The sequence below is a fragment of the Flavobacterium daemonense genome (assembly GCF_007341385.1).
In the GTDB taxonomy this organism is placed as follows: domain Bacteria; phylum Bacteroidota; class Bacteroidia; order Flavobacteriales; family Flavobacteriaceae; genus Flavobacterium; species Flavobacterium daemonense.
Map to the genome: position 1 here is coordinate 202,299 of NZ_VJYD01000006.1, position 21,948 is coordinate 224,246.

17 protein-coding genes are annotated in these 21,948 nt (G+C 34.8%); 5 read left to right on the top strand and 12 right to left on the bottom strand.

Annotated elements, in window-relative coordinates; translation table 11 throughout:
- Positions 1-285 precede the first annotated feature (285 nt).
- Together FND99_RS10150 and FND99_RS10155 are read left to right on the top strand one after the other, a co-directional pair.
- Positions 286-2,196 (top strand): SPFH domain-containing protein, encoded by a 1,911-nt coding sequence (locus FND99_RS10150; RefSeq protein ID WP_144337876.1) that lies wholly within the window; start codon positions 286-288, stop codon positions 2,194-2,196.
- A gap of 191 nt (positions 2,197-2,387) precedes the next feature.
- Positions 2,388-2,882, top strand: a complete 495-nt coding sequence (locus FND99_RS10155) for a metallophosphoesterase family protein (RefSeq protein ID WP_144337877.1) — start codon at positions 2,388-2,390, stop codon at positions 2,880-2,882.
- Between the two features lie 2 nt (positions 2,883-2,884).
- Here the strand turns inward: FND99_RS10155 and FND99_RS10160 are convergent, their stop codons facing one another.
- The 3 genes from FND99_RS10160 to FND99_RS10170 all read right to left on the bottom strand — a co-directional run bounded on the left by FND99_RS10160 (position 2,885) and on the right by FND99_RS10170 (position 5,049).
- On the bottom strand, positions 2,885-3,796 hold the full coding sequence (locus tag FND99_RS10160) for a sensor histidine kinase (protein WP_144337878.1): 912 nt from the start codon (positions 3,794-3,796) through the stop codon (positions 2,885-2,887).
- A 29-nt stretch (positions 3,797-3,825) separates the two neighbouring features.
- Entirely contained in the window at positions 3,826-4,488 is a 663-nt protein-coding gene (locus FND99_RS10165; protein WP_144337879.1) for a response regulator, read from the bottom strand.
- A gap of 144 nt (positions 4,489-4,632) precedes the next feature.
- A complete protein-coding gene (locus FND99_RS10170) occupies positions 4,633-5,049 on the bottom strand; it encodes a DUF4293 domain-containing protein (RefSeq protein ID WP_144337880.1) in 417 nt (138 codons plus the stop codon).
- A 183-nt stretch (positions 5,050-5,232) separates the two neighbouring features.
- Here FND99_RS10170 and rho point away from each other — a divergent pair, with 183 nt between their 5' ends.
- A complete protein-coding gene (gene rho / locus FND99_RS10175) occupies positions 5,233-7,047 on the top strand; it encodes a transcription termination factor Rho (RefSeq protein ID WP_144337881.1) in 1,815 nt (604 codons plus the stop codon).
- 185 nt (positions 7,048-7,232) lie between these two features.
- Here the strand turns inward: rho and FND99_RS10180 are convergent, their stop codons facing one another.
- The 6 genes from FND99_RS10180 to FND99_RS10205 form a co-directional block, all read right to left on the bottom strand.
- Entirely contained in the window at positions 7,233-8,249 is a 1,017-nt protein-coding gene (locus FND99_RS10180) for a M28 family peptidase (protein WP_144337882.1), read from the bottom strand.
- A 7-nt stretch (positions 8,250-8,256) separates the two neighbouring features.
- Complete coding sequence (locus tag FND99_RS10185; protein ID WP_144337883.1) at positions 8,257-9,258, bottom strand: DUF3667 domain-containing protein; 1,002 nt, start codon at positions 9,256-9,258, stop codon at positions 8,257-8,259.
- Positions 9,259-9,443: 185 nt separating this feature from the next.
- On the bottom strand, positions 9,444-10,217 hold the full coding sequence (locus tag FND99_RS10190) for a dienelactone hydrolase family protein (RefSeq protein WP_144337884.1): 774 nt from the start codon (positions 10,215-10,217) through the stop codon (positions 9,444-9,446).
- Positions 10,218-10,318: 101 nt separating this feature from the next.
- Complete coding sequence (locus FND99_RS10195) at positions 10,319-12,517, bottom strand: penicillin acylase family protein (protein WP_144337885.1); 2,199 nt, start codon at positions 12,515-12,517, stop codon at positions 10,319-10,321.
- 2 nt (positions 12,518-12,519) lie between these two features.
- On the bottom strand, positions 12,520-13,374 hold the full coding sequence (locus FND99_RS10200) for a cyanophycinase (RefSeq protein WP_144337886.1): 855 nt from the start codon (positions 13,372-13,374) through the stop codon (positions 12,520-12,522).
- Between the two features lie 32 nt (positions 13,375-13,406).
- The gene (locus tag FND99_RS10205; protein ID WP_144337887.1) at positions 13,407-13,859 is read right to left on the bottom strand and encodes an Lrp/AsnC family transcriptional regulator; all 453 of its coding nucleotides are present in this window, start codon (positions 13,857-13,859) and stop codon (positions 13,407-13,409) included.
- Between the two features lie 210 nt (positions 13,860-14,069).
- Here FND99_RS10205 and rocD point away from each other — a divergent pair, with 210 nt between their 5' ends.
- Both rocD and FND99_RS10215 read left to right on the top strand, forming a co-directional pair.
- A complete protein-coding gene (rocD, locus tag FND99_RS10210; protein WP_144337888.1) occupies positions 14,070-15,323 on the top strand; it encodes an ornithine--oxo-acid transaminase in 1,254 nt (417 codons plus the stop codon).
- 183 nt (positions 15,324-15,506) lie between these two features.
- On the top strand, positions 15,507-15,962 hold the full coding sequence (locus tag FND99_RS10215; RefSeq protein ID WP_144337889.1) for a DUF1810 domain-containing protein: 456 nt from the start codon (positions 15,507-15,509) through the stop codon (positions 15,960-15,962).
- Positions 15,963-16,074: 112 nt separating this feature from the next.
- Here FND99_RS10215 and FND99_RS10220 read toward each other — a convergent pair whose 3' ends face one another.
- The 3 genes from FND99_RS10220 to cysK form a co-directional block, all read right to left on the bottom strand.
- Positions 16,075-17,469 carry a RagB/SusD family nutrient uptake outer membrane protein gene (locus tag FND99_RS10220; RefSeq protein WP_144337890.1) on the bottom strand — a complete coding sequence of 465 codons (1,395 nt, stop codon included), beginning with the start codon at positions 17,467-17,469 and terminating at the stop codon, positions 16,075-16,077.
- Positions 17,470-17,479: 10 nt separating this feature from the next.
- Positions 17,480-20,482 (bottom strand): SusC/RagA family TonB-linked outer membrane protein, encoded by a 3,003-nt coding sequence (locus tag FND99_RS10225; RefSeq protein ID WP_144337891.1) that lies wholly within the window; start codon positions 20,480-20,482, stop codon positions 17,480-17,482.
- Positions 20,483-20,902: 420 nt separating this feature from the next.
- A complete protein-coding gene (cysK, locus tag FND99_RS10230; RefSeq protein WP_144337892.1) occupies positions 20,903-21,814 on the bottom strand; it encodes a cysteine synthase A in 912 nt (303 codons plus the stop codon).
- Positions 21,815-21,948: the final 134 nt, after the last annotated feature.

The following is a 21,948-nucleotide window of genomic DNA, read 5'->3' on the forward strand; positions in this document are numbered from 1 at the left end:
ATCTGTTTTTTGATTAAAAAACAGATTTCAATAATATCTGCTAAGAAATCTTAGAACCTTAGTTCCTCAGAACCTCAAAAAATTGTGTTAAAATCGATCAAAAGCCAAAATGCAAATCATAGTTTGTTCAGTTAAAAATCGTGTCAAAAATTGACAATTCCAACGATATAATTAAAGTCAAATTTTAACATTTTTTGGAAGAAATTTCCAAATGTTAATTTTTAAAATTTTTCATTTTAACAGATCATATTTCTCCTATGTTTGTACAACTAAATATCAAAAACTATGAATGAAATTACTTCTTATTGGTGGATAATTTTAATCTTATTTGCCATTATTTTTTACAAATTTATTTTACGTGTTTTCTTCGGAATGGTGATTGTTCCTGAGGATAAAATTGGTTTGATAACCAAAAAATTCGTTTTGTTTGGAGCCGATAAATCGTTGCCAGATGGCCGTATCATTGCGACCAAAGGTGAGGCGGGTTATCAGGCGCAAACACTTGCTCCCGGTTTGTACTGGGGAATGTGGATCTGGCAATATTCTATAGATATGACTGGATTTACGATTATTCCGGAAGGAAAAATTGGATTGGTTTTAAGTAAAGATGGTAAAGAAATCCCAACAGGACGAATCTTGGCGAGAAGAGTTGAAAGCGATAATTTTCAAGATGCTACAGCATTCTTAAACAATGGCGGGCAAAAAGGTCGCCAGACGGCTTTTATTACAACAGGATCTTATCGTATCAATACTTTTTTGTTTGAAATTGTAATTGCAGAACAAATTAAGATTTATGAAAACATGATCGGAATTGTGACGGCACTTGATGGTGAGCCAATTCCGCAAGGTCAGATCGCGGGTAGGTTTGTTGAAGCCCATAATAACTTTCAAGATTTTGACAAGTTTTTGGAAAGCGGGGGAAATCGTGGACTACAACCTCAAGTAATGTTGGCAGGTTCGTATTACATCAATACTTGGGGAATCCAAATCGAACAAAACCCGATGACAGATGTGCCGATTGGGTATGTTGGAGTTGTGATTTCTTATATTGGAGAAGATGGCCAGGATGTTACCGGAGATACTTTCAAACATGGAAATATTGTTTCAAAAGGACAACGAGGTGTTTGGATGGAACCACTTGGACCAGGAAAATATGCTCTGAATAAATACACAACAAAATTAGAGGCAGTTCCAACAACAAACTTGGTTTTGAACTGGGCAAATGCACGAAGCGAATCGCATGATTTAGATAAAAACCTTTCTACGATTACTGTTCGTTCAAAAGATGGTTTCCCATTTAATCTTGATGTGGCACAAATTATTCACGTTCCAGCGAATGAGGCGCCAAAAGTAATCGCTCGTTTTGGAAGTATGAACAACTTGGTTTCGCAGGTTCTAGAGCCTACAATTGGTAACTATTTCAGAAACTCGGCGCAGGACAGCGATGTGATTTCGTTTTTGACAACGAGAAAAGAACGTCAGGAATCGGCTAAAAATCATATCAAATTGGTGTTGGACGAATATAACGTAAATGCTGTTGATACTTTGATTGGAGATATTGTTCCGCCAGATTCGTTGATGAAAACTTTGACGGACAGAAAATTGGCTGAAGAAGAGCAAAAAACGTATCAAACGCAAAGAATGGCGCAGGAACAACGTCAGGGAATGGAGAAAGAAACCGCAATTGCTGATATGCAAAAAGAAATTGTTCGCGCATCACAAAGTGTTGAAATCGCACAAAGAACTGCCGATGCAACCGTTAAAAAAGCGGAAGGGGATGCAACTAGTTTGAAACTGAATGTAAATGCTGAAGCTGAAGCAACAAAAATGCGTGCCAGCGCCGAAGCTGAAGCTACAAAAGCAAGAGCAGGAGCACAGGCAGAAGCAACAAGATTAAATGCTAGTGCAGAAGCTGAAAAAATCTCAAAAACTGGTTTGGCAGAAGCAGAGAAAATCATGGCAATTGGTAAATCTACTGCCGAAGCATATCAACTTCAAGTTAGTGCTATGGGAGGCGATAATTTTACGCGCTACAAAGTAACTGAAGAGATTGGAAAAGGAAACATCAAAGTAATTCCAGATGTTTTAATTTCAGGAAATGCAGGTTCTGACGGCTCTATAAGTGGATTGTTAGGAATGAAGCTGATGGAAATGATGGATACAAAAGATTCTAAAAATAACAATAAGAAACAATAATCTCCATAAGGATAAATCCTAGAGACGCACAGCAGTGCGTCTAAAACAAAGTTTTGAAATCCGGTTTGCGAAGCAAATCGGATTTTTTTATGTTTTAAAATGAAACAAAAACATGCGAAAGACGCACTGCAGTGCGCCTCTACAGAAAAAAACTTAGTACCTTAGCATCTTAGAATCTCAGAACCTTATAAATGACCAAAATCCTCCTTCTTTCCGATACTCACAGCCACATTGACGATAGTATTTTAAAATATGTCAACCAAGCCGATGAGGTTTGGCATGCTGGAGATATTGGTGATCTGATTGTTACGGATACTATTAAGAAATTAAAACCGCTTCGTTGTGTTTATGGCAATATTGACGACGCAAAAGCGCGATTAGAATTTCCATTGCACAATCGTTTTATGTGTGAAAATGTTTCTGTTTGGATAACACATATTGGCGGTTATCCTGGGAAATACAATCCGAGTATCAGGGAAGAGATGGCGCAGAATCCGCCTAAATTATTTATTTGCGGACATTCGCATATTTTGAAAGTGATGTTTGATAAAAAGAATAATTTATTGCATATGAATCCTGGAGCAGCAGGAAAAAGCGGTTTTCATCAAATGCGCACCATGCTTCGCTTTGTGATTGATGATGACAAAATAAAGGATTTAGAAATCATTGAAATCGGGAAAAAATAAAGTTAATGCGGCAACGGAATTCTTATTTTTATTGTCGTGCCTTTATTAATCTTTGAATTAATTTCAAAAGATCCTTTGAATTTTTTAACTCGGGCTCTTATTCGGTTTAACCCAAAACCTTCTGTTTCGCTTGATTTTTTAGCATTAAACCCGATTCCGTCGTCATTAATTTTAATGATAAATGTGTTGTCATTTTCTTTCAAGCTAATTTTGGCGCTCTTCGCTTTACTGTGTTTTATGATGTTGTTAAAAAGCTCCGAGACAATAAAATAAATCTTCATTTCAAATTTTTCTGAATATCTTTTATCTGTAGAAATCGAACTTGAGAATTGAAAATCTAAAACACTGTTTGTGTTGCGTTCGCATAAATCTTCTAAAGCATAAATCAAACCAAACCGAACCAAAAGACTCGGAACCAAATCGTGTGAGATGTCGCGCAAAAGGTCATGTACTTCTGTTAAAATAGCCTTCGTTTTTTTTATTTCGTCTGATTGTATTTTGTTTTGAGAAGTAAAAGTATTTAAATGAAGACCTGCAGATGATAATAGTGAATTTACATTGTCATGAAGGAAGGAAGCAATTTTTTTTCGTTCAATTTCTTGGCTGTCAATACCTGAGTTGATTACATTTAAAAGGATTTTCTGCTTGACGTCTTTTCGTCTTATTTTTTGTTTTAATTTGTTATTCTGATAAAAAAAATAGAATAGAAAAAATAAGATTATTAGAAGAACAATAATTAAACTTAGGACTTTTTTGTTTTTAAACTGTTCTAGTGTATGCAGTTCGGTAATGTTTGTTTTTTCTTCGGATTGCTCAATGATTTCTTTTATGTTTTCTTTTTGCTGGCTAAACAGAAGACTTTCGTCTGATGAGACAATAAAAAGGAGCAAAAATAAAAATCTAAAGATGCGCATAATTGGAAGTAATTCAGACAAAGTGAAGATTACGGGTTGATTAAATTGTTTTTTAATGCATATTTAACCAAACCGATTGTGTTTTTTGTCTGAAGTTTTTTCATGATATTTTTGCGATGCGTTTCAACAGTGTTTGTGCTGATGAAAAGCTGCTCGCTGATTTCTTTTCCGCTATATTCAAGTGATATTAAGGTGATTATTTCAATTTCACGTGAACTTAAAATATGATTTTCGCTATAAGCGTTTTTATTTAATTTTGGATTGTTGTGTGTAAAGCTGTTGAATATTTTTTCTCGAACTGCATCGCAAAAATATTCTTGACCTTGATGTACAGCATGGATTGCATCGATAATATTTTCGCCTGCACATTTTTTTGTCAAATAGCCTTTGGCGTTTAGTTTCATGACTTCTTTAATGATTTTTAAATCGTCATAACTAGAAAGGACAATTACTTTGCACGAACTTTTTTTGGTATTAAATTCCTGCAATACTTTGATTCCGTCTTTTTCAGGCATGCTGATATCCAATATTAAAATTTCGGCATTGTCTTGAATTACATCATCATAGACGCTATTTCCATCCAGAGAACTGCCGACAACTTCAAAATCAATAACCGTCTGTAGCAAGTTGGTTAAGCCGTCAATCAGTACTTGATGATCATCTGCAAGGTGAATCTTTATTTTTAGAGGCATGGTATTTTTTTCGTAAAAAACAAATTTACGGTCAAAACCATTTTTCAGGTAGGCATTATAAGGCTAATTTGTGGTAAGATAAGACACAAAAAAACCCGAATAAATATTCGGGTTCTCTTCGCACAAAAAATTAAGTTTATAGGTTTATCTCAAACGATCTACAGATTTTACAAGATCTTCGTCCTTTTTGATGGCCTTATTAGCTAAAACTAATAACACGATAGCAACAATTGGAAGAAACATCCCAATACCTTTCTCAGAAACAGCGTTAACAGTCTCTCCAGATAAATTTAGTGATCGGTAAACAAATAATCCTAATAAAATTAAATTTAATATTATGTTCAGTCTGTTCATTACAAACTGATTTTGTCTCTTTTTGTATGATATAATGCTGATGATCGTCAGCATTGTGCTTAATCCTAATAATACAGTGTACACTTGATCCTGCATAAAGTAAAAAGCTTTGCCGTTATTTAATGACCACAATGGTATAAAAAACATTAATACCCCTGTTATTACAAAGGTAAGAATTAAATAAACGGTTTGAATTCGTTGTAACATAACTTGAAATTGTTTTACAAAAATATATTTTCTTTTTTATAAATACTATTGTATGATTAAATTTTATTCGTATTATTGCATCATAATACCGTAAGCACTTCATACTGCGGTCAATTGAAATTATTTATCTACCTATTCTTTTTACTGTTTTTCCTTTAAAATAATTAAATTCATAGAACATTCATGTTTGATATTTCTGCATTAAAAGAAATGAAGCTTTCTGAGCTTCAAGAAATAGCTAAGTTAGCTAAAACAATAAAGTTTAATGGTGTTAAAAAAGACGCTCTAATTGGTCAGATTTTAGCACATCAAGAAGCGACTGCAGCGCCGCCGGCTCCTGCTGTGGCCGAAAAGGAAATAGCAGAAGACAAACCCAAAAGAGCTAGAATTGTTCCAGCAAAAAAAACAGCTGCTTCAAAAAATGCTCCAGTTTTAGAATTTGATAAAGCCGAGGAAGCAATTCCAGAAAAAAAGGAAAATACGGTAAAACCAAAAATTCAGGCACCAAAAAATCAAGCGCCAAAAGTTGAGGAAAGTGCTGAGAATCCTGTTGCAGAAAAAAGAGAACCAAAAATCGTAAAGTTTAATAAATCGGCTTACGAAAAAAAGGTTGCACTTCAAAAGGAAAAAGAAGCAGTAAAAGAAGTGATTGCTGAAGAAGGTACTGAAATTCAGGCTCCAGTAGCAGAAAAAACGGAAACAGCTCCTCAGACAAAAAAGATAAATCCGAATCAGAATAAAAATCAAAACCCAAACCAAAATCCGAATCAGAATCCAAACCAAAATGGAAATCAAAACGGTAATGGAAATGGGAATAACGGAAATCAAAATCCGAATCATAAAAATAAAAAGAATAATAATTTCAGAGATTCAGATTTTGAATTTGACGGAATTATTGAAAGTGAAGGTGTTCTTGAGATGATGCCAGACGGTTACGGATTCTTACGTTCATCAGATTATAATTATTTAGCCTCTCCAGATGATATTTATTTATCAACTTCACAAATCAGATTATTTGGTCTTAAGACCGGAGATACTGTAAAAGGAGTGGTTCGTCCTCCAAAAGAAGGCGAGAAATTTTTCCCTTTAGTTCGTGTACTTAAAATTAATGGACACGATCCGCAGGTTGTTCGCGATAGAGTTTCTTTTGAACACTTGACACCTGTTTTCCCATCTGAAAAATTCAAATTAGCAGAAAAAGGCAGTTCTATCTCAACGCGTATTATCGATTTGTTTTCTCCAATAGGAAAAGGTCAGCGTGGTATGATCGTTGCACAGCCTAAAACAGGTAAAACGATGTTGCTTAAGGATATAGCAAACGCAATTGCTGCAAATCATCCTGAAGTTTATTTGATTGTTCTTTTGATTGATGAGCGCCCTGAAGAGGTTACAGATATGCAAAGAAGTGTTCGTGGTGAAGTTATTGCTTCAACTTTTGACAGAGAACCACAAGAACACGTAAAAATTGCAAATATTGTTCTTGAAAAAGCAAAACGTTTAGTAGAATGTGGACATGATGTTGTGATTCTGTTAGACTCAATTACACGTTTAGCGAGAGCTTACAATACGGTACAGCCGGCTTCTGGAAAAGTATTAAGTGGTGGTGTTGATGCAAATGCATTGCAGAAACCAAAGCGTTTCTTCGGAGCGGCTAGAAATGTTGAAAACGGTGGTTCATTAAGTATTATCGCAACTGCATTGACCGAAACTGGTTCTAAAATGGATGAGGTTATCTTTGAGGAATTCAAAGGAACTGGAAACATGGAACTTCAATTGGATCGTAAAATTGCGAACAAACGTATTTTCCCAGCTATCGATCTTACGTCATCAAGTACTCGTCGCGACGATTTATTGTTAGACGAGAAAACATTACAAAGGATGTGGATCATGCGTAAATATCTTTCAGATATGAATCCAGTTGAATCTATGGATTTTGTAAACGACCGTTTCAAGAAAACAAGAAACAACGAAGAGTTTTTGATTTCTATGAATGACTAAGGAAAGGTTCAAAGGCTCAAAGTAACAAAGGTTCAGGGGTTTTTCGCTGTGAATCTATAATATAAAAAAAGGATGAGTTTATTAAAACTCATCCTTTTTTGTTTTGATCTTGGTATAAAATCTTTATGATTTCAAAGAAACCTTTGAACCTTTGTTACTTTGAACCTTTGCACCTAAAAAGGAACCTATTTTTTATCCACTACCGGTCTGTTTTCTCTATTTGCTAAATCCCAAGCAACAACAAAAGCCAATTGTGCTCTTTTTGCTAAAGCATCGTATTCGATTTTTTGAGGTTCATCGCCTTTTTGGTGGTAATCTTCGTGAACTCCGTTGAAGAAGAAAACAGCAGGAATACCATGTTTTGCAAAGTTATAGTGGTCAGAACGCTCGTAAAAATGATTTGGATCTTTTGGATCGTTGAATTTGAAATCCAAATCCATTTTGATGTATTTATTATTTTGAGTGACAACTGTATTATGCAATTCACTTGATAATCTGTCAGCACCAATTACATATACATAATTATTAGTATTGGCATGCTCAACATCACGACGACCAATCATATCAATATTGATATCAGTGATTGTATTTGCGATAGGAAATAACGGATTTTCAGAGTAATAACGAGATCCATGCAAACCATGCTCTTCACCTGTAACGTGAAGGAATAAAATAGAACGTTTTGGTCCGTGTCCTTCTTTTTTGGCTTTAGCAAATGCTTTAGCGATTTCCATAACTGCTACAGTTCCAGATCCGTCATCATCGGCACCGTTGTAGATGTCGCCATTTTTAATTCCAACGTGGTCGTAGTGCGCAGAAATTACCAAAACTTCATCTGGTTTTTCAGAACCTTCAATATACGCCCAGATATTCTCTGAATCTGGCAGATTTTCGTTGCGTCTTGCATTTAAAAATGATGCCGGAATATGTTGGTAGTAATCAGTTGCTCCTTTTGGGAACGAGATTTTATTTTGTTTGTATTGCTCGATCATATAAAGTCCGGCTTTTTTCTGCCCTTTCGAACCAGTTTCACGGCCTTCCATTTCATCGGAAGCAACAACATAAAGCATTTTTTTCAAGTCTTTTGCCGTGATCGAATTCATGTATTTCGTTGGGTCTGAGTTGTCTTTTGGAGAAGCAGACTGCGTGTTTTTACATGAAAACGCCGAAGCAATTAGTAATAGAATTACAATTTTTTTCATTTGAGTGTTAGTGTAAATTAATGAATATGTATAGAACATAAAATATCAGTAAAAATAGAATAAAAAGCGAATTTATAATAAAGAGAAATACACTTTTAACAAATGAAACAAATCGGCTTTCGCCATAAAAACGATGATGCGCCGGATAAAAATAGTAACACATCCAGACTATTCCGACAAAATTTATGATATTCACGATTGCGTCTGCAGCGCCCTTTTCTCCAAATAATCCGCCTATTTTATTTACGATGAATAAAACGAGAAAAATCAAGAGCAAGAAGGAGAAATAATGCAGAGTGAAAATTCCGTGATCAAAGTAATACCATCTTTTTTTGCCATGGAAAATCCATAAGAAAAAAGCAAAAAATGGCATTATAATAAATAGAATTTTCGGAATGTTATGAATAAACGATTCAATGAATTTTTCTATAATTTCTTTCTTGGTATTGTTTTCAGTAACGTGTGTCGCTTTTTCATAAATCCAATATTCAAAATCAGAAAGCTTTTCGTCTTCTTTCCCGTATTTTTGAATGGAGTCGATTTCCTTCATTGTTTTCAACTGAAAATAGGATTTATCTAATGTTTTCGACTTAAGATATGACTTTTCTTTCCAGCCTTCTTTGTCTTTAGTATTTGCATTTTCGAAATTGGATGTGATTTCCTTATCATTTTTCGTAAGATTTTCAGTTACCTTATTTGGGAATAATGCAATTAAAAGAAAAGTAACAAAACTGATAAAAATATAAAGACGTACCGGTGCTAAATAGGATAATCTTTTTCCCGAAAGATATTCTTTGGTTAAAGTCGCCGGTTTTAGAAGCAGATTTTTAATGGTTTTCCAGAAAGCATTTTCATAATGCGTCAAGTCTTCAAAAAAGTGAATAAACAAATGATGAAATGTTTTTCGGGTGTCTGTATTTTCCTGACCGCAATTTGGACAAAACTTCTGTTCGACAACATGTCTGCAGTTCAAACAGGTTTTATCTTTTCTAATTGGACTATGTGACATTGGTTGATTTTGTTGGGTTTGATTTGGTTTTTAGTTACATTTTTTTTTGCCCACGGATGGCACAGATTTAAACGGGTTTGCACTGGTTTTTTTGCCACGAGTTGCACGAATTAGCGCGAATTAATTTTTTAGAATTCGTGTAAATCTGGTTAAATCAGCGTCATCCGTAAGCGATCTACAGAATATTATTTTTTCAAAACTTCATTTAAGAAAAGCTGTAAATGAGCAAAAGCTCTTTTGGCAGCAACAGGATTATAAGCTGCTCCTTTAGAGTTATCGCTTCCTGCTTCTGGATTGGTGAAAGAGTGAACTGAATCTGCATAATAAATCATTTGCCAATCGGCTTTTGAGTCACGCATTTCCTGTTGGAAAGCAGCAACTTCTTCTTTAGAAACAAATGGATCATCGGCTCCGTGGCAAATCAAAACTTTTGCAGTGATTGGTGTTGCAGGTCTTGAAGCATCTTTTCCTAGACCACCGTGAAACGACGCAACTCCTTTTACGTTTAAGTGACCGCGTGCAGCTTCAAGAACTCCAGTTCCGCCAAAACAATAACCAATAACAACTATATTATCAGTATTTGCGCCAGATTTAATTAATTCCTGTAATGCAGCGTTGATTCTTTTTTGATACGCTTCGTAATTAGTTTTGTAAAAGCCTGCTTGTTTTCCTGCTTCTGAAGTGTTTTTTGGATAATTACCTTCTCCATAAATATCAGCTATGAAAACATGATAACCAAGTTTTGATAAATCTTCTGCAATTCCTTTTGAAGCATTATCAATTCCAAGCCAAGCCGGAAGAAGTAAAATACCAGGATTTTGACTGCTTTTTTTAGCAGGTTTTATAGATAAACCATTTAATGCCTGATTTCCGTCGGCATATTTTACAGGTTTCAATTGTGCGCTTATAGTGTTAGAAAACAATATAGTAGCGAAAATAATAAGGGCTGATTTTTTCATCGATTTACAATTTTAAACAAATATCAGAAATATTCTCTTATAAAAAAACCTCGAAAGAAAGTTCTTCCAAGGTTTGCTTATAATCATTTTTAGTGTCAGAATTATTCGCCGGGATGATATGTTTTTTCGGCATTTTTCATGACGTCTTCTTTGTAGAATAAAACGTCTTTAAATTGTCCTTTTTGGTACATTTCGGCTTGATCTGTAAAATGTTTTGAATTTTCGTCACCGCTGTTTCCGCCGGCTAATAATGATTTTGCCTTGATTTTAGGACCAAACTCAACTGCGCAGATAAAACTGTTTCCGTTATAACCGTAGCGTTTTTTAGTGCCATTTTGGTAGTTGCTTTTAAAAGATGGCAGACTTCCCCAAGAACCTGGGCCGTAGCCAATTGGCAAACTTGGTTTTGAATCGTCGTATTTTAAGTCGATCGCACCGCTTGAACGCTGATAACGGTTGATTTCACCCCAAGCAATTTGCCATTTTCCAAATTTTGATTCTAATTCTTTTAAAACCGTTTGCAACTGCGGAATCATTTGCGATACGGTTGCATTTTTTGCAAATTTCTTAGTGTTTTCAACTTGATCTAATTCCCCTTCATCAACATATGCTTTTAAAATAATCGGATCTAATTTATAAGCCCATTCAACGGCTAATGTGGTTGCTACTGAATTTTCCTTTGCATAATAATCCCAATTTTTTAGAATTGAAATAGGTTCTTTTAATGAAGCATATTCTGCCGATTCTGGATTTATGTTTTTTTCGAAGATATTCACTAAAGTCGGAATCAAGATTTCGAAAATCGATAATTTAGAGTCATAACCATCGGCAATTACTTTGTCTAAAGTATATTTTTCGCCTTTGCTAAAAATTCTAACGGCATTTATTGCTCTAAAATTTTCACCGTCTGGCGCCATATACGGAACGTAGTTTTCTTTTTTCGGACTGTTTTCTCCAGCAACCGAGAAAGGAGTGGAGTTGCAGTTTTGAAGCCAGCCATTTACCGGATTGTAAACGTGAACGGTTTCGTCAACATTATGCAAGCCTTTCCATCGTGTTGCTGAAATCGATCCGTCAACTACTTTTGCCCAATTCAAATTTTTATCTCTAATTGGAATAAAATTTCCGTGCCAGTACGCAATATTTCCTTTACTATCAGCATAAACGGTATTATTTGACGTATTAGCTTTTAAGTCCATTGCTTTTTTATAGTCGTCGAAGTTTTTAGATTTTGTTCGAACCCAACTCTGAATCAAACTGGTCATTGATCTGTTGTTTGATTTTAAGCTGATCCATTTTCCATCGCGTTTTGCCATAATTGGACCATTGTTCGTAAAATAGGTCTTGAACTTTTTCGGAACCAATTTTCCATTTTCGGTATAATTGATTGTGATTTCTTTTTCGATTATTGGGAGAAATTTGCCATCAAATTCATAAAACAATTTACCTTTTTTATCGATGATTTTTTCGGCGTACATATCGGCAACATCAACATTTGATGAAGTATGCATCCAACCACAGTTTTCATTAAAACCTTGGTAAATAAAAAATTGTCCCCAAGTTACAGCGCCGTAAACGTTCAAACCTTCTTCGCTTGTAATTTGAACTTCGGGTCTAAAATAAAAAGTCGTGTGCGGATTGATGTATAAAATAGCATTTCCGTCGGCGGTTTTTGAGGGAGCAAATGCAAATCCGTTTGAACCCGTCTGCACATATTTTTCTCTTTCGACATACGCCACTTTATCATTATTTCCAGAATAAAAAGCTTTTAATTCGGCTGTAGAAAGATCTGCAGTGCTAATCGCGCCAATACTTCCGTCTGTCCACAGCAAAGGAAACCACGGTTCAAAATGCGTTAAAAGAGCCGGTTTTACTTCAGGATGTTTGTATAAATAAAAATTAATTGCGTCTGCATAACTGTTTAGAAGTTTTTTAAGCCATTCAGGTGCTTTTTTATAATCAGCTTTTGCTTCATCTGTATCAATTAAAAGTTTAATTTCTAAATCATTATATAAAACCGATTGTCCTTTTATTTCTGAAAGACGGCCTAATTTTTCAATATAATTCATTTCGATTCTCTTAAAATCGTCTTCACATTGCGCATATAGTAATCCAAAAACGGCATCGGCATCAGTTTTGCCATAAACATGCGGAATTCCCCAATTATCACGAATTATAGTGACTTGTTTAGCTGATTTTTCTAAGCGTTCAATTTTTTTTGGACTGATTTTTTGTGCCGAAAGTTGAAAACTCAGACAAATGAAAAAAACTGATTTTATGATTTTAGAATAAGAATACATTATTATTTTATATTAAATTTTTGACCGGCAGTATAAATGCTCATTTGTAGATTTTCGATAGAAATGAGATTGTTTTTGTTTGATTTTTTGATTCCTTTTGGTTTTCGTACCACAATAACTTCACTTTCTCCGGCGACTTCAATTTCGTTATTTCGAACAATAATTGCGGTGGCTTCATCAATTCCAATGCCGGTTAAATCTGGAAATTCAACTAAGGCTGAAAGCAGGCGATTGTAGCGATTTCTCTTTAAAAAATGCTGATCGATAACTGCGGTTTTCAATAAACCCAAACCTTCTGAAGTTTCTAAATTGTCGTATCTAATATTATCAAAAGTTCCCGAATATTCTTTTTCTAATTTCTGATTTCCGGTAATCATTTTTTCAGACATTACAGCTGCGCCGGCGCTGGTTCCAGAAATTGTGCTTCCGTTTTCATATGCTTTTTGAATCGCTGTTTTGATTGGTGTATTTTGAACCACGTTCATAAACCGACTTTGATCGCCTCCGCTGATGAAAATCAGTTTTGCTTTTTGAACTGAATCTGTCAGTTTTTTATTTTGTGCTGTTTCTTTGTTGAAATTCAGCATTACAATGGGGTTTTGCGTCAATTTTACCATTTGTGTTTTAAAGAAAATATACGAGCTGTCTGGTTCTTCGCTCGACATTGGCAAAACCACTATGTAATCTTTTTTTCCTAATTCGGCTACAGCCAAAACCTGTTTCATTAAATCATCAGAACGATTGCCTCCGCCAATTATAAATAATTTTCCCTTAGCGTTTTGTGCTTGCGAAAAACCTGTAATTAAAAGCAAAAGAAATAAAGAAAGCAGACGAAAATAAGCGGATTTTTTTTTCATAAAAAAGAAAGGATTCAGCTAATTGTAAGGAATTACAATGTAATGTTTCTCTTAAAAGCACAACCTAATTCGATTATAGAATCGGTTTTTGCAATTCCTGGGATATTATCGATTTTTTCGTAAAGAATTTTTCGCATGTGTTCGTGATTCTTTGCTACAATTTTGATGTAAAGCGTAAACGAACCCGTAACATAATAGCATTCGGTTATTTCGGGAATTTTTTTCATTTCCTCGATAATTCGGTCAGAATCAGAATCTTTATTAAGTGTAATTCCTGTAAAAGATGCCCAGTCATAACCGATATTTTTTTCTTGAATGATGGGTTTTATACCGCCAATAACACCTTGTTCGATCATTCGATTAATACGCTGATGCACCATAGTGTTTGAAATTTTTAAATTGGCTGCAATAGTAGAAAAAGCAATTCTTCCGTCTTTTTCCAGTTCTTTTAGTATTTTAATATCGAATTCGTCTATTATGTCCATTGTTTATTTTCTTCTTTTTTGATTTATAAAAGTAATTATTTTTTTCAATAAAAGGGAACAGAATCAAGAATGGGATTTTGCATTATTTATTTTTTATTGCTTATAAAAATAAAATTTGACTTTTTTAAAAGATTAGTTAGTTTAATTTTAATTTATTTATGGTGTATTTGTTGTTTTTTGATATTTTTGTATTTGAAAAAATAACTTACTATGATACATATAGAAAATATACTTTCATCAAAATCTGAAATTTTGATTGAAAAAGAGAATAAATACGGAGCTCACAATTATCATCCGCTTCCTGTGGTTTTAGAAAAAGGAGAAGGTGTATATGTTTGGGATGTTGACGGAAAAAAATATTATGATTTTTTATCGGCTTATTCAGCAGTAAATCAAGGACATTGTCATCCAAAAATTGTAAAAGCAATGGTTGATCAGGCACAAAAACTGACGTTGACTTCGCGTGCTTTTTACAACGATAAATTGGGAAATTACGAAGAATATGTAACCAATTATTTTGGTTTTGATAAAGTTTTGCCAATGAATACGGGTGCTGAAGCCGTTGAAACAGCATTAAAAATATGCCGAAAATGGGCGTATGAAGTAAAAGGCATTCCAGAAAATCAGGCGCAAGTGATTGTTTGCGAGAATAATTTTCACGGAAGAACCACTACAATTATTTCATTCTCTAATGATGAAACGGCGCGCAAAAACTTTGGTCCGTTTACTGACGGATTTATAAAAATTGAATACGATAATCTTAAAGCTCTTGAAAAAGCTTTAGATTCTTCAAAAAATATTGCAGGATTTTTAGTTGAACCAATTCAGGGAGAAGCTGGAGTTTATGTTCCGTCAGAAGGTTATTTGGCGAAAGCCAAAGCATTGTGCGAGAAACATAATGTTTTATTTATTGCCGATGAAGTTCAAACCGGAATTGCACGTACTGGGAAATTATTAGCAGTTCATCATGAAAATGTGCAACCAGATGTTCTGATTTTAGGAAAAGCAATTTCTGGTGGTGTTTATCCAGTTTCGGCGGTTTTGGCAAATAATGAGATTATGAATGTGATCAAACCAGGACAACACGGTTCTACTTTTGGAGGAAATCCTGTTGCGGCAGCCGTTGCAATTGCGGCTTTGGAAGTAATAAAAGATGAAAAACTAGCGGAAAATGCCGAACGTTTAGGAATTATTTTAAGAGATGGATTAAATAAAATTGCCGAGAAAAACAATTTGATTACGTTAGTTCGCGGAAAAGGACTTTTAAACGCGATCGTAATCAATACAGATGAAGATTCTGATTTGGCTTGGGAAATCTGCCTTAAATTTAGAGACAACGGATTATTGGCAAAACCAACTCACGGCAACAAAATCAGACTGGCGCCGCCATTAGTTATGACAGAAGCGCAAATTCAAGAATGTCTTGAAATTATTGAGAAATCACTTAACGAATTTAAGTTATAAGCATACAAAAAGCGTTATTATAAAAACAGCTGTGATTTTCACAGCTGTTTTTTTTTAAAGTAATAGGAATTATATAACGAATTATAAAAAATTATATAAATAAAAGAAACAACTTCATGAGTAGTTTTGGAATACTATTATGAACAGCAGCTTTTTGTTGAACCTTTATAAAATTTACCTTTTATGGCTTATAATAATACTGATTTGACACGTTTTCTAGATGCACAAAACAAGCTTTATCTAGCGGCTTATTCGGAATTGAAAAAAGGAAAAAAAGAAACGCATTGGATGTGGTTTATTTTTCCGCAGATAAAAGGATTAGGAAAAAGCAATATTGCAAATTATTATGCAATTGCCGATCTAGAAGAAGCGGAAGCGTATTTGAATCATCCCGTTTTAGCAAAACATTTAATTGAAATTGCACAACTTTTGCTTAAATACAAAACCAAATCTATTGAATCGATTCTTGGTGAATTAGACGCTCGTAAATTGCGCTCTTCTTTAAGCCTTTTTGTTCAGGTAGCAAATGCAAATCCAATATTTCAGGAATTGTTAGATACTTTTTACTCGGGTCATTTAGATCCAATTACGTTAACTATTGCACAAGAATTAAAGAAAAAAGTACCAGTCGAAGCGTAATATAATTTTAGTACAGAATTTACCTTTCTATTTTTTTTATATTTTTTTTTTTTGGGGACAAAAAAACCATTCGAATCAACGAATGGTTTTTTGTTTTATAAAGATTTCTGTTTTAGCTTCCGTAGCCGGGATTTTGAGTTATTTTTTTGTTGGCATCTGTTTCTTTCAATGGAATAGGGAAAACCAATCGATTTGCATCGTATGGAATCAAATCTGAGCCATCGCCGTCAGAGCTGATGTCAATCGAACGTTTTGTTCTGCGGATGTCGTGAATCAAGAATCCTTCCATTCCTAATTCTAACTCGCGCTCCAATAAAACATCATCGATAGTTACCGCTGCAAGTTCGTCAGCGTTTGCTCTTGAACGAATGATATTAATATCGTCAAGAGGCGTATTTCCTACGGCTGTTCCGGCGCGCAAATTACCTTCTGCTCTAATCAAGTACATTTCGGCCAAACGAATAAGCGGTACATCGCCATATTGATCTGTAAATTTAGAAGTCAATAATCGGCCATTATCCTCATTTACGTAATTGAATATTGCTCGGTCATCAGGATCGCTGAATTTAGACAAATAAGCATCTCGAATAGAAAAATCGCCGCCGCGACCACCGTTTCCTTCAGAAGCATAAAAAGTGACCAAGTCGTTCAAGCCAGTTTGTTTTGTGATTTGGATTGCGAAAACATCTTCAACTTTGTCGCTATCGTGATTAAATGCGTCTGCGTATTTTGGAGATAATGAATGTCCGCTGTTTTCAATAACATCATTTGCGGCATCTCTGGCAGCAGCATAATTTTGCTGTTGCAGATAAACTCTTGCTAATAAAGCTTTAGCCGAATATTTATCGGCGTAAAAACTATTTTCAGCTGGAAGATTGGCGTAAGCCAAATTTAATCCGTCAATGATCACTTTGTAAACTTCATCAACAGTACTTCTTTCTTTGGAAAGATCCACGTTAAAATCATAAATCGCATTTGGACGGATTACAACCCCTAATTGCGAATTAGCTTGACCAGCAACGTATGGTTTTGCAAAAAATCGAACCAAGTCAAAATAAGCCAATGATTTTAAAAAGTTAGCTTCTCCAATCATAACAGCTTGCCTGTCTGGATCTTTCACTTTGTCAATATTTTCGATTACGGTATTTGCCGCATTAATGATGGAGTAAAGTCTAGAGTAAGTGCCTTCGATGATCACATTATCAGACAGCATTGTTTTGATGTACATTTGTCTGAGTTCGCCATAGGTTCCGCGCCATCTTAAATCGGTTGTGCTCAAAGAACCTGTTACACCAAGTAAATCAGCATAAAGCATAATTCGGCCGCCATAAGCATTTCCGTTTGCAGCAAGCGCATAAGTACCAGTCAAAACATTTGTAACACCGCTTTCAGTACTTAGTGTAACTGTTGCGTCTTCTCTTTGCTTCGGATCTAAATCTAATTCGTTTTCACAGCTTGTAAAAAAGACTGCAAAAATTATAAGTATGATTAATTTATTTGCTTTCATTTTGATCATTTTAAAAATTAATATTTACTCCAATAGCAATTGTTTTAGCTGGCGGTGCCGAGTAAAAATCTTCTCCAATTATTGCGGCTCCACTAGCTCTTGAATCATCTCTTCTTGCCTCTGGATCATATCCCGTATAATTTGTAAAAGTTAACAAGTTCACAGCAGTAAAATAAACTCTCAAACTGCTCATCTGCATTTTGGTAACCGCTTCTTTTGGCAGTGAATATCCAAAAGTCAAGTTTCTTAAACGAATAAAATCTGATTTGTCTAAGTAGCGAGTAGAGGCTTGAGTTCCATTCGAACCTTCAAATCTTGCTTGTGGCACATTTGTAATATCGCCTGGTTTTTGCCAACGGTTCAACTGATCGGCAGTTTGGTTGTCAAAATAATCTGCAGCAGTAGACATGTATTGTCCTGCTGAATTATAAATGCTTGCGCCCCATTCTCCTTGAAAAGTAAAACTAAAATCAAATCCTTTGTAAGTTATTGTATTAGTCAAACCAGACATTAAAGTCGGGAATGGATTTCCTGCAATGGTTCTTTTTGCTTCACTGTAATCATTTGTTGTGCTTTTGTCAAGCGTTCCATCTGCTTTTACAGTGTTTTTTACAAAAAGAGCATCTCCATTTGCAGGATCAACACCTGCGTATTCCACTAAGTAAAAAGACGAAATGTTTTCACCAACTCTGTTAATGCCGTAATCAAGAATAACATCGGTATTGTTGTTTGGCAACGATTTTACTTTTGATTCATTTGTGGTCAGGTTGAAACTTGTATTCCATTTAAAGTTTTCTGTCTCAATATTTTTTGTGTTCAACGTAAACTCAAAACCACTGCTTCTGATTTTACCGATATTTTTATTCACATAACTTGCTCCAGAACTCAATGGCAATGGTACTTGAAACAGCAATCCGTCAGTATCTTTTTGGTAATAATCGGCTTCAAAAGTGATTTTGTTTAAGAAACCTGCTTCAAAACCAAAATCAGTCTGACTAGATTTTTCCCAAGTCAAGTCATTATTTCCAGCTTGATCAAAAGTAAGTCCTGATTTCAAGTTATACGGATTAGGTCTGTATAACTGGCGTGATGCGAAGTTTCCGATTTCGGCATTTCCTAATTTACCCCAGCTTCCTTTAATTTTTAAATAGCTTAAAACGGTATTATCTTTTAAGAATTCTTCTTGAGAAATAACCCAACCTGCAGAGAAAGCAGGGAAGATTCCGAATCTTTCATTTTTTCCAAAACGAGACGAACCGTCGCGACGAACACTTGCTTTGAAAAGATATTTTCCTTCATAAGAATAATTCAATCTTCCGAACTGAGAAACAAAAGCATAATCCGTTTCGTTTCCGTGACCTTCGTTTACTTCGGCACCTCCATCGATAGTGTGGAAATCATCATTTGGGAAATAAATACTGTTTACGTCTTGATAACGTCTGTTGTATTTATTGAATTCCATACCGGCAACAACATTTAAAACATGTTTTTCGGCAAACGTATGATCGTAAGTAAAATAATTACTGAAAACATAGTTTTCGGTATTTACCGAACTTGCAAAAACAGCTCCGTCAGTTGCCATAAATGGAGCATTTTTTCCTTGCCAATAATCCTCAGTCTGCGTCATTAAATCATATGAAAAATCAGAATTGAATTTTAAGCCTTTTGCTAATTTTAGTTCGGCGAATATTTTTCCGGTAACTCTTCTCATGATCGTTTTCCAAGAAGTATTGTCTTTTGCCAATAAATAGTTGACATATTCTGTATTTGGGTTTGGTGTTCCATCGTCTAATCTCGCTTGCGAAATTGGCGCTTGAGCAACAGATTGTAAAGGAGTCGAGAACGAGTTGTCATCCTGAACCCTGTGAATCAAAGCTCTTGAAAAACCAATATTCATTCCGGCCGTAAATCGGTCAGAAACTTTGTGTGAAACATTTGATCTTGCAGTTATTTTTTCAAGATCATTGCTGTCGATGATTCCGGTTGTATTGTTATAAGCTCCAGAAAAGAAGTATTTTGTTTTGTCGTCACCGCCAGAAACAGAAAAATCGGCGTCAGTTGTATAACCAGTTCTAAAAGCAATGTCTTGCCAGTCAGTATCAATTTGTCCGTTTCTCCAGTCAGTTCCCTGAGACAGATAATCCAATTCATCTTCTACAGATTGCAAATCGCCAACATTTCGTCCCGCTTCTTGCAGTAATTCTACATATTGTTTTGCATTCAGCCATTTCTTTTTATGAGTTGCCTCGCTGACACCTTGTGAAAAGTTAAGAGAGAAATTTCCTTTTCCTTCTTTTCCTTTTTTTGTGGTGATCAGTACAACCCCGTTTGCACCACGCGCTCCGTAGATAGCGGCTGATGAAGCATCTTTTAAAACATCAATTGACTCGATTTCGTTTGTGCTTAATGTCAGCAATGGGTTGGTTGGTGCGCCATTGCTTGATTCGTCGTCATTGATAAGCGGAATTCCGTCTAATACGTATAAAGGCTGTGTTCCCGCACTGATACTTGCCGCACCGCGCACACGAATGTTTATACCTCCTTCAACTTTACCGTTTGTCTGCGTAATTTGTACTCCGGCTAGTTTTCCGACCAAAGCATTCTGCACGTTTGAAACCGGAATTTGCTGAATATCTTTTGCTGTTACACGAGCTATATTATCGGTTAAATTCTTTTTTGATTGCGTACCATAACCCACAACAAGAACGGCTTCAAGCTCATTTTGAGTTTCAACCATATGTATTGTCATGCCTTGTGAAGCTTTTACTTCGATGGTTGCAAAACTGACATAACTTGCTACTAAAATATCACCAGTATTGGCTTGAATTTTAAAATTTCCATCAAAATCAGTTTGTGTACTTGAATTGCTTCCTTTTAATACAATATTTACTCCCGGAATCGGAACTCCCTTTTTGTCAGTAACTGTTCCAGAAATCGACCCTCCTTGAGCCATAGCCATCTGAACGCTTAAAACGACCAGCAGCCACAAAAAATGCTTTAAATTAATTTTCATTTTTTATTGTGTTTAAATTAGTTAACTCAAATATCTTAAATTTATGTTAAGCATAAACCTCTTTTTAACATTAAATATAACATTATAACTTATTTTTGTATTATTTGTAACATTTAAAGCTTGAAATGTGGAATTTTGTAAAAAAATAAGTCATAATTTGATTAATATTTAATTTCAATTTCTAAAAATGTTTAAAAATGAATATTTATTAACATAAAAACAGATAAAAATTTGTGTTTTTGAATGTTTTTTAAACAATATGTTTGTTTTTTGATTTTATTGAATTAAAAAAGCGGCTGTTCAGGAAAACAGCCGCTTTTGGATATAATTACTCAAAATATCAAAAAAAGTAATTATTTTTTCGAGAGAAATTTATCTCTGTATTTTTTAAAATGCACGTTTTTAAGCTCGCATAAAATTTTAATCAAAGAGTTCATCTACGGATAAATATCTTTCTCCGGTATCATAATTAAAAGTTAGGATTACAGCATCTTTCGGAATATCTTTCAGTTTTCTTGAAAGTACGGCAAGTGCGGCTCCGGTAGATATTCCGGCAAATATTCCTTCTTCTTTTGCTATTTTTTTGGTGAAATTATAGGCTTCATTTTTATCAACGGTCAAAATTTGATCGACATATTCCCGATTAAAAACTTCCGGAATAAAACCGGCTCCAATTCCTTGAAATGGATGTGGCGATGGAATTCCGCCACTCAAAACAGGCGATAATGCGGGTTCAACAGCAAAAGTCTGCAGTTTAGGAAAATGTTGTTTCAATATTTTGGAAACTCCTGTAATATGACCTCCGGTTCCAACTCCGGTAATAAAATAATCGATTCCGTCTGGAAAATCGGCGAGAATTTCTAAAGCGGTTGTTTTTTCATGAATTTCAACATTTGCTTTATTGGTAAATTGAGAAGGCAGAAAAGAGTTTTTTATCGTCGAAGCCAGTTCGTTTGCTCTTTCAACTGCTCCCGAAGTTCCTTTTTCTCTTGGTGTCAAAACATATTCGGCTCCATAAGCGTTCAAAATTCGTCTTCGTTCGATGCTCATAGATTCGGGCATAACCACAATTACTTTATAGCCTTTTACGGCTGCAACCAATGAAAGTCCAATCCCAGTATTTCCTGAAGAAGGTTCAATAATGGTAGTTTCTTTGTTGATAAGTCCTTTTTGCTCCGCATCTTCAATCATTGCTAATGCGATTCGGTCTTTAATACTGGAACCTGGGTTTGCTTTTTCTAATTTGATCCAAACTTCATGCGATGGAAAAAGTTTGTTTAATCGAATGTGAGGCGTGTTTCCTATGGTTTCTAAAATGTTTTGGTATTTCATTGATTTTGATATTTTTAAATAGAATAAATATGAGGTAAGGGATTTTTTTTGCCACGAATCACACGAATTAACACAAATTAAAAATGTAGAAATTCGTGTAAAACCATCAAATTGCCCGAATTAAAATTTGTGTT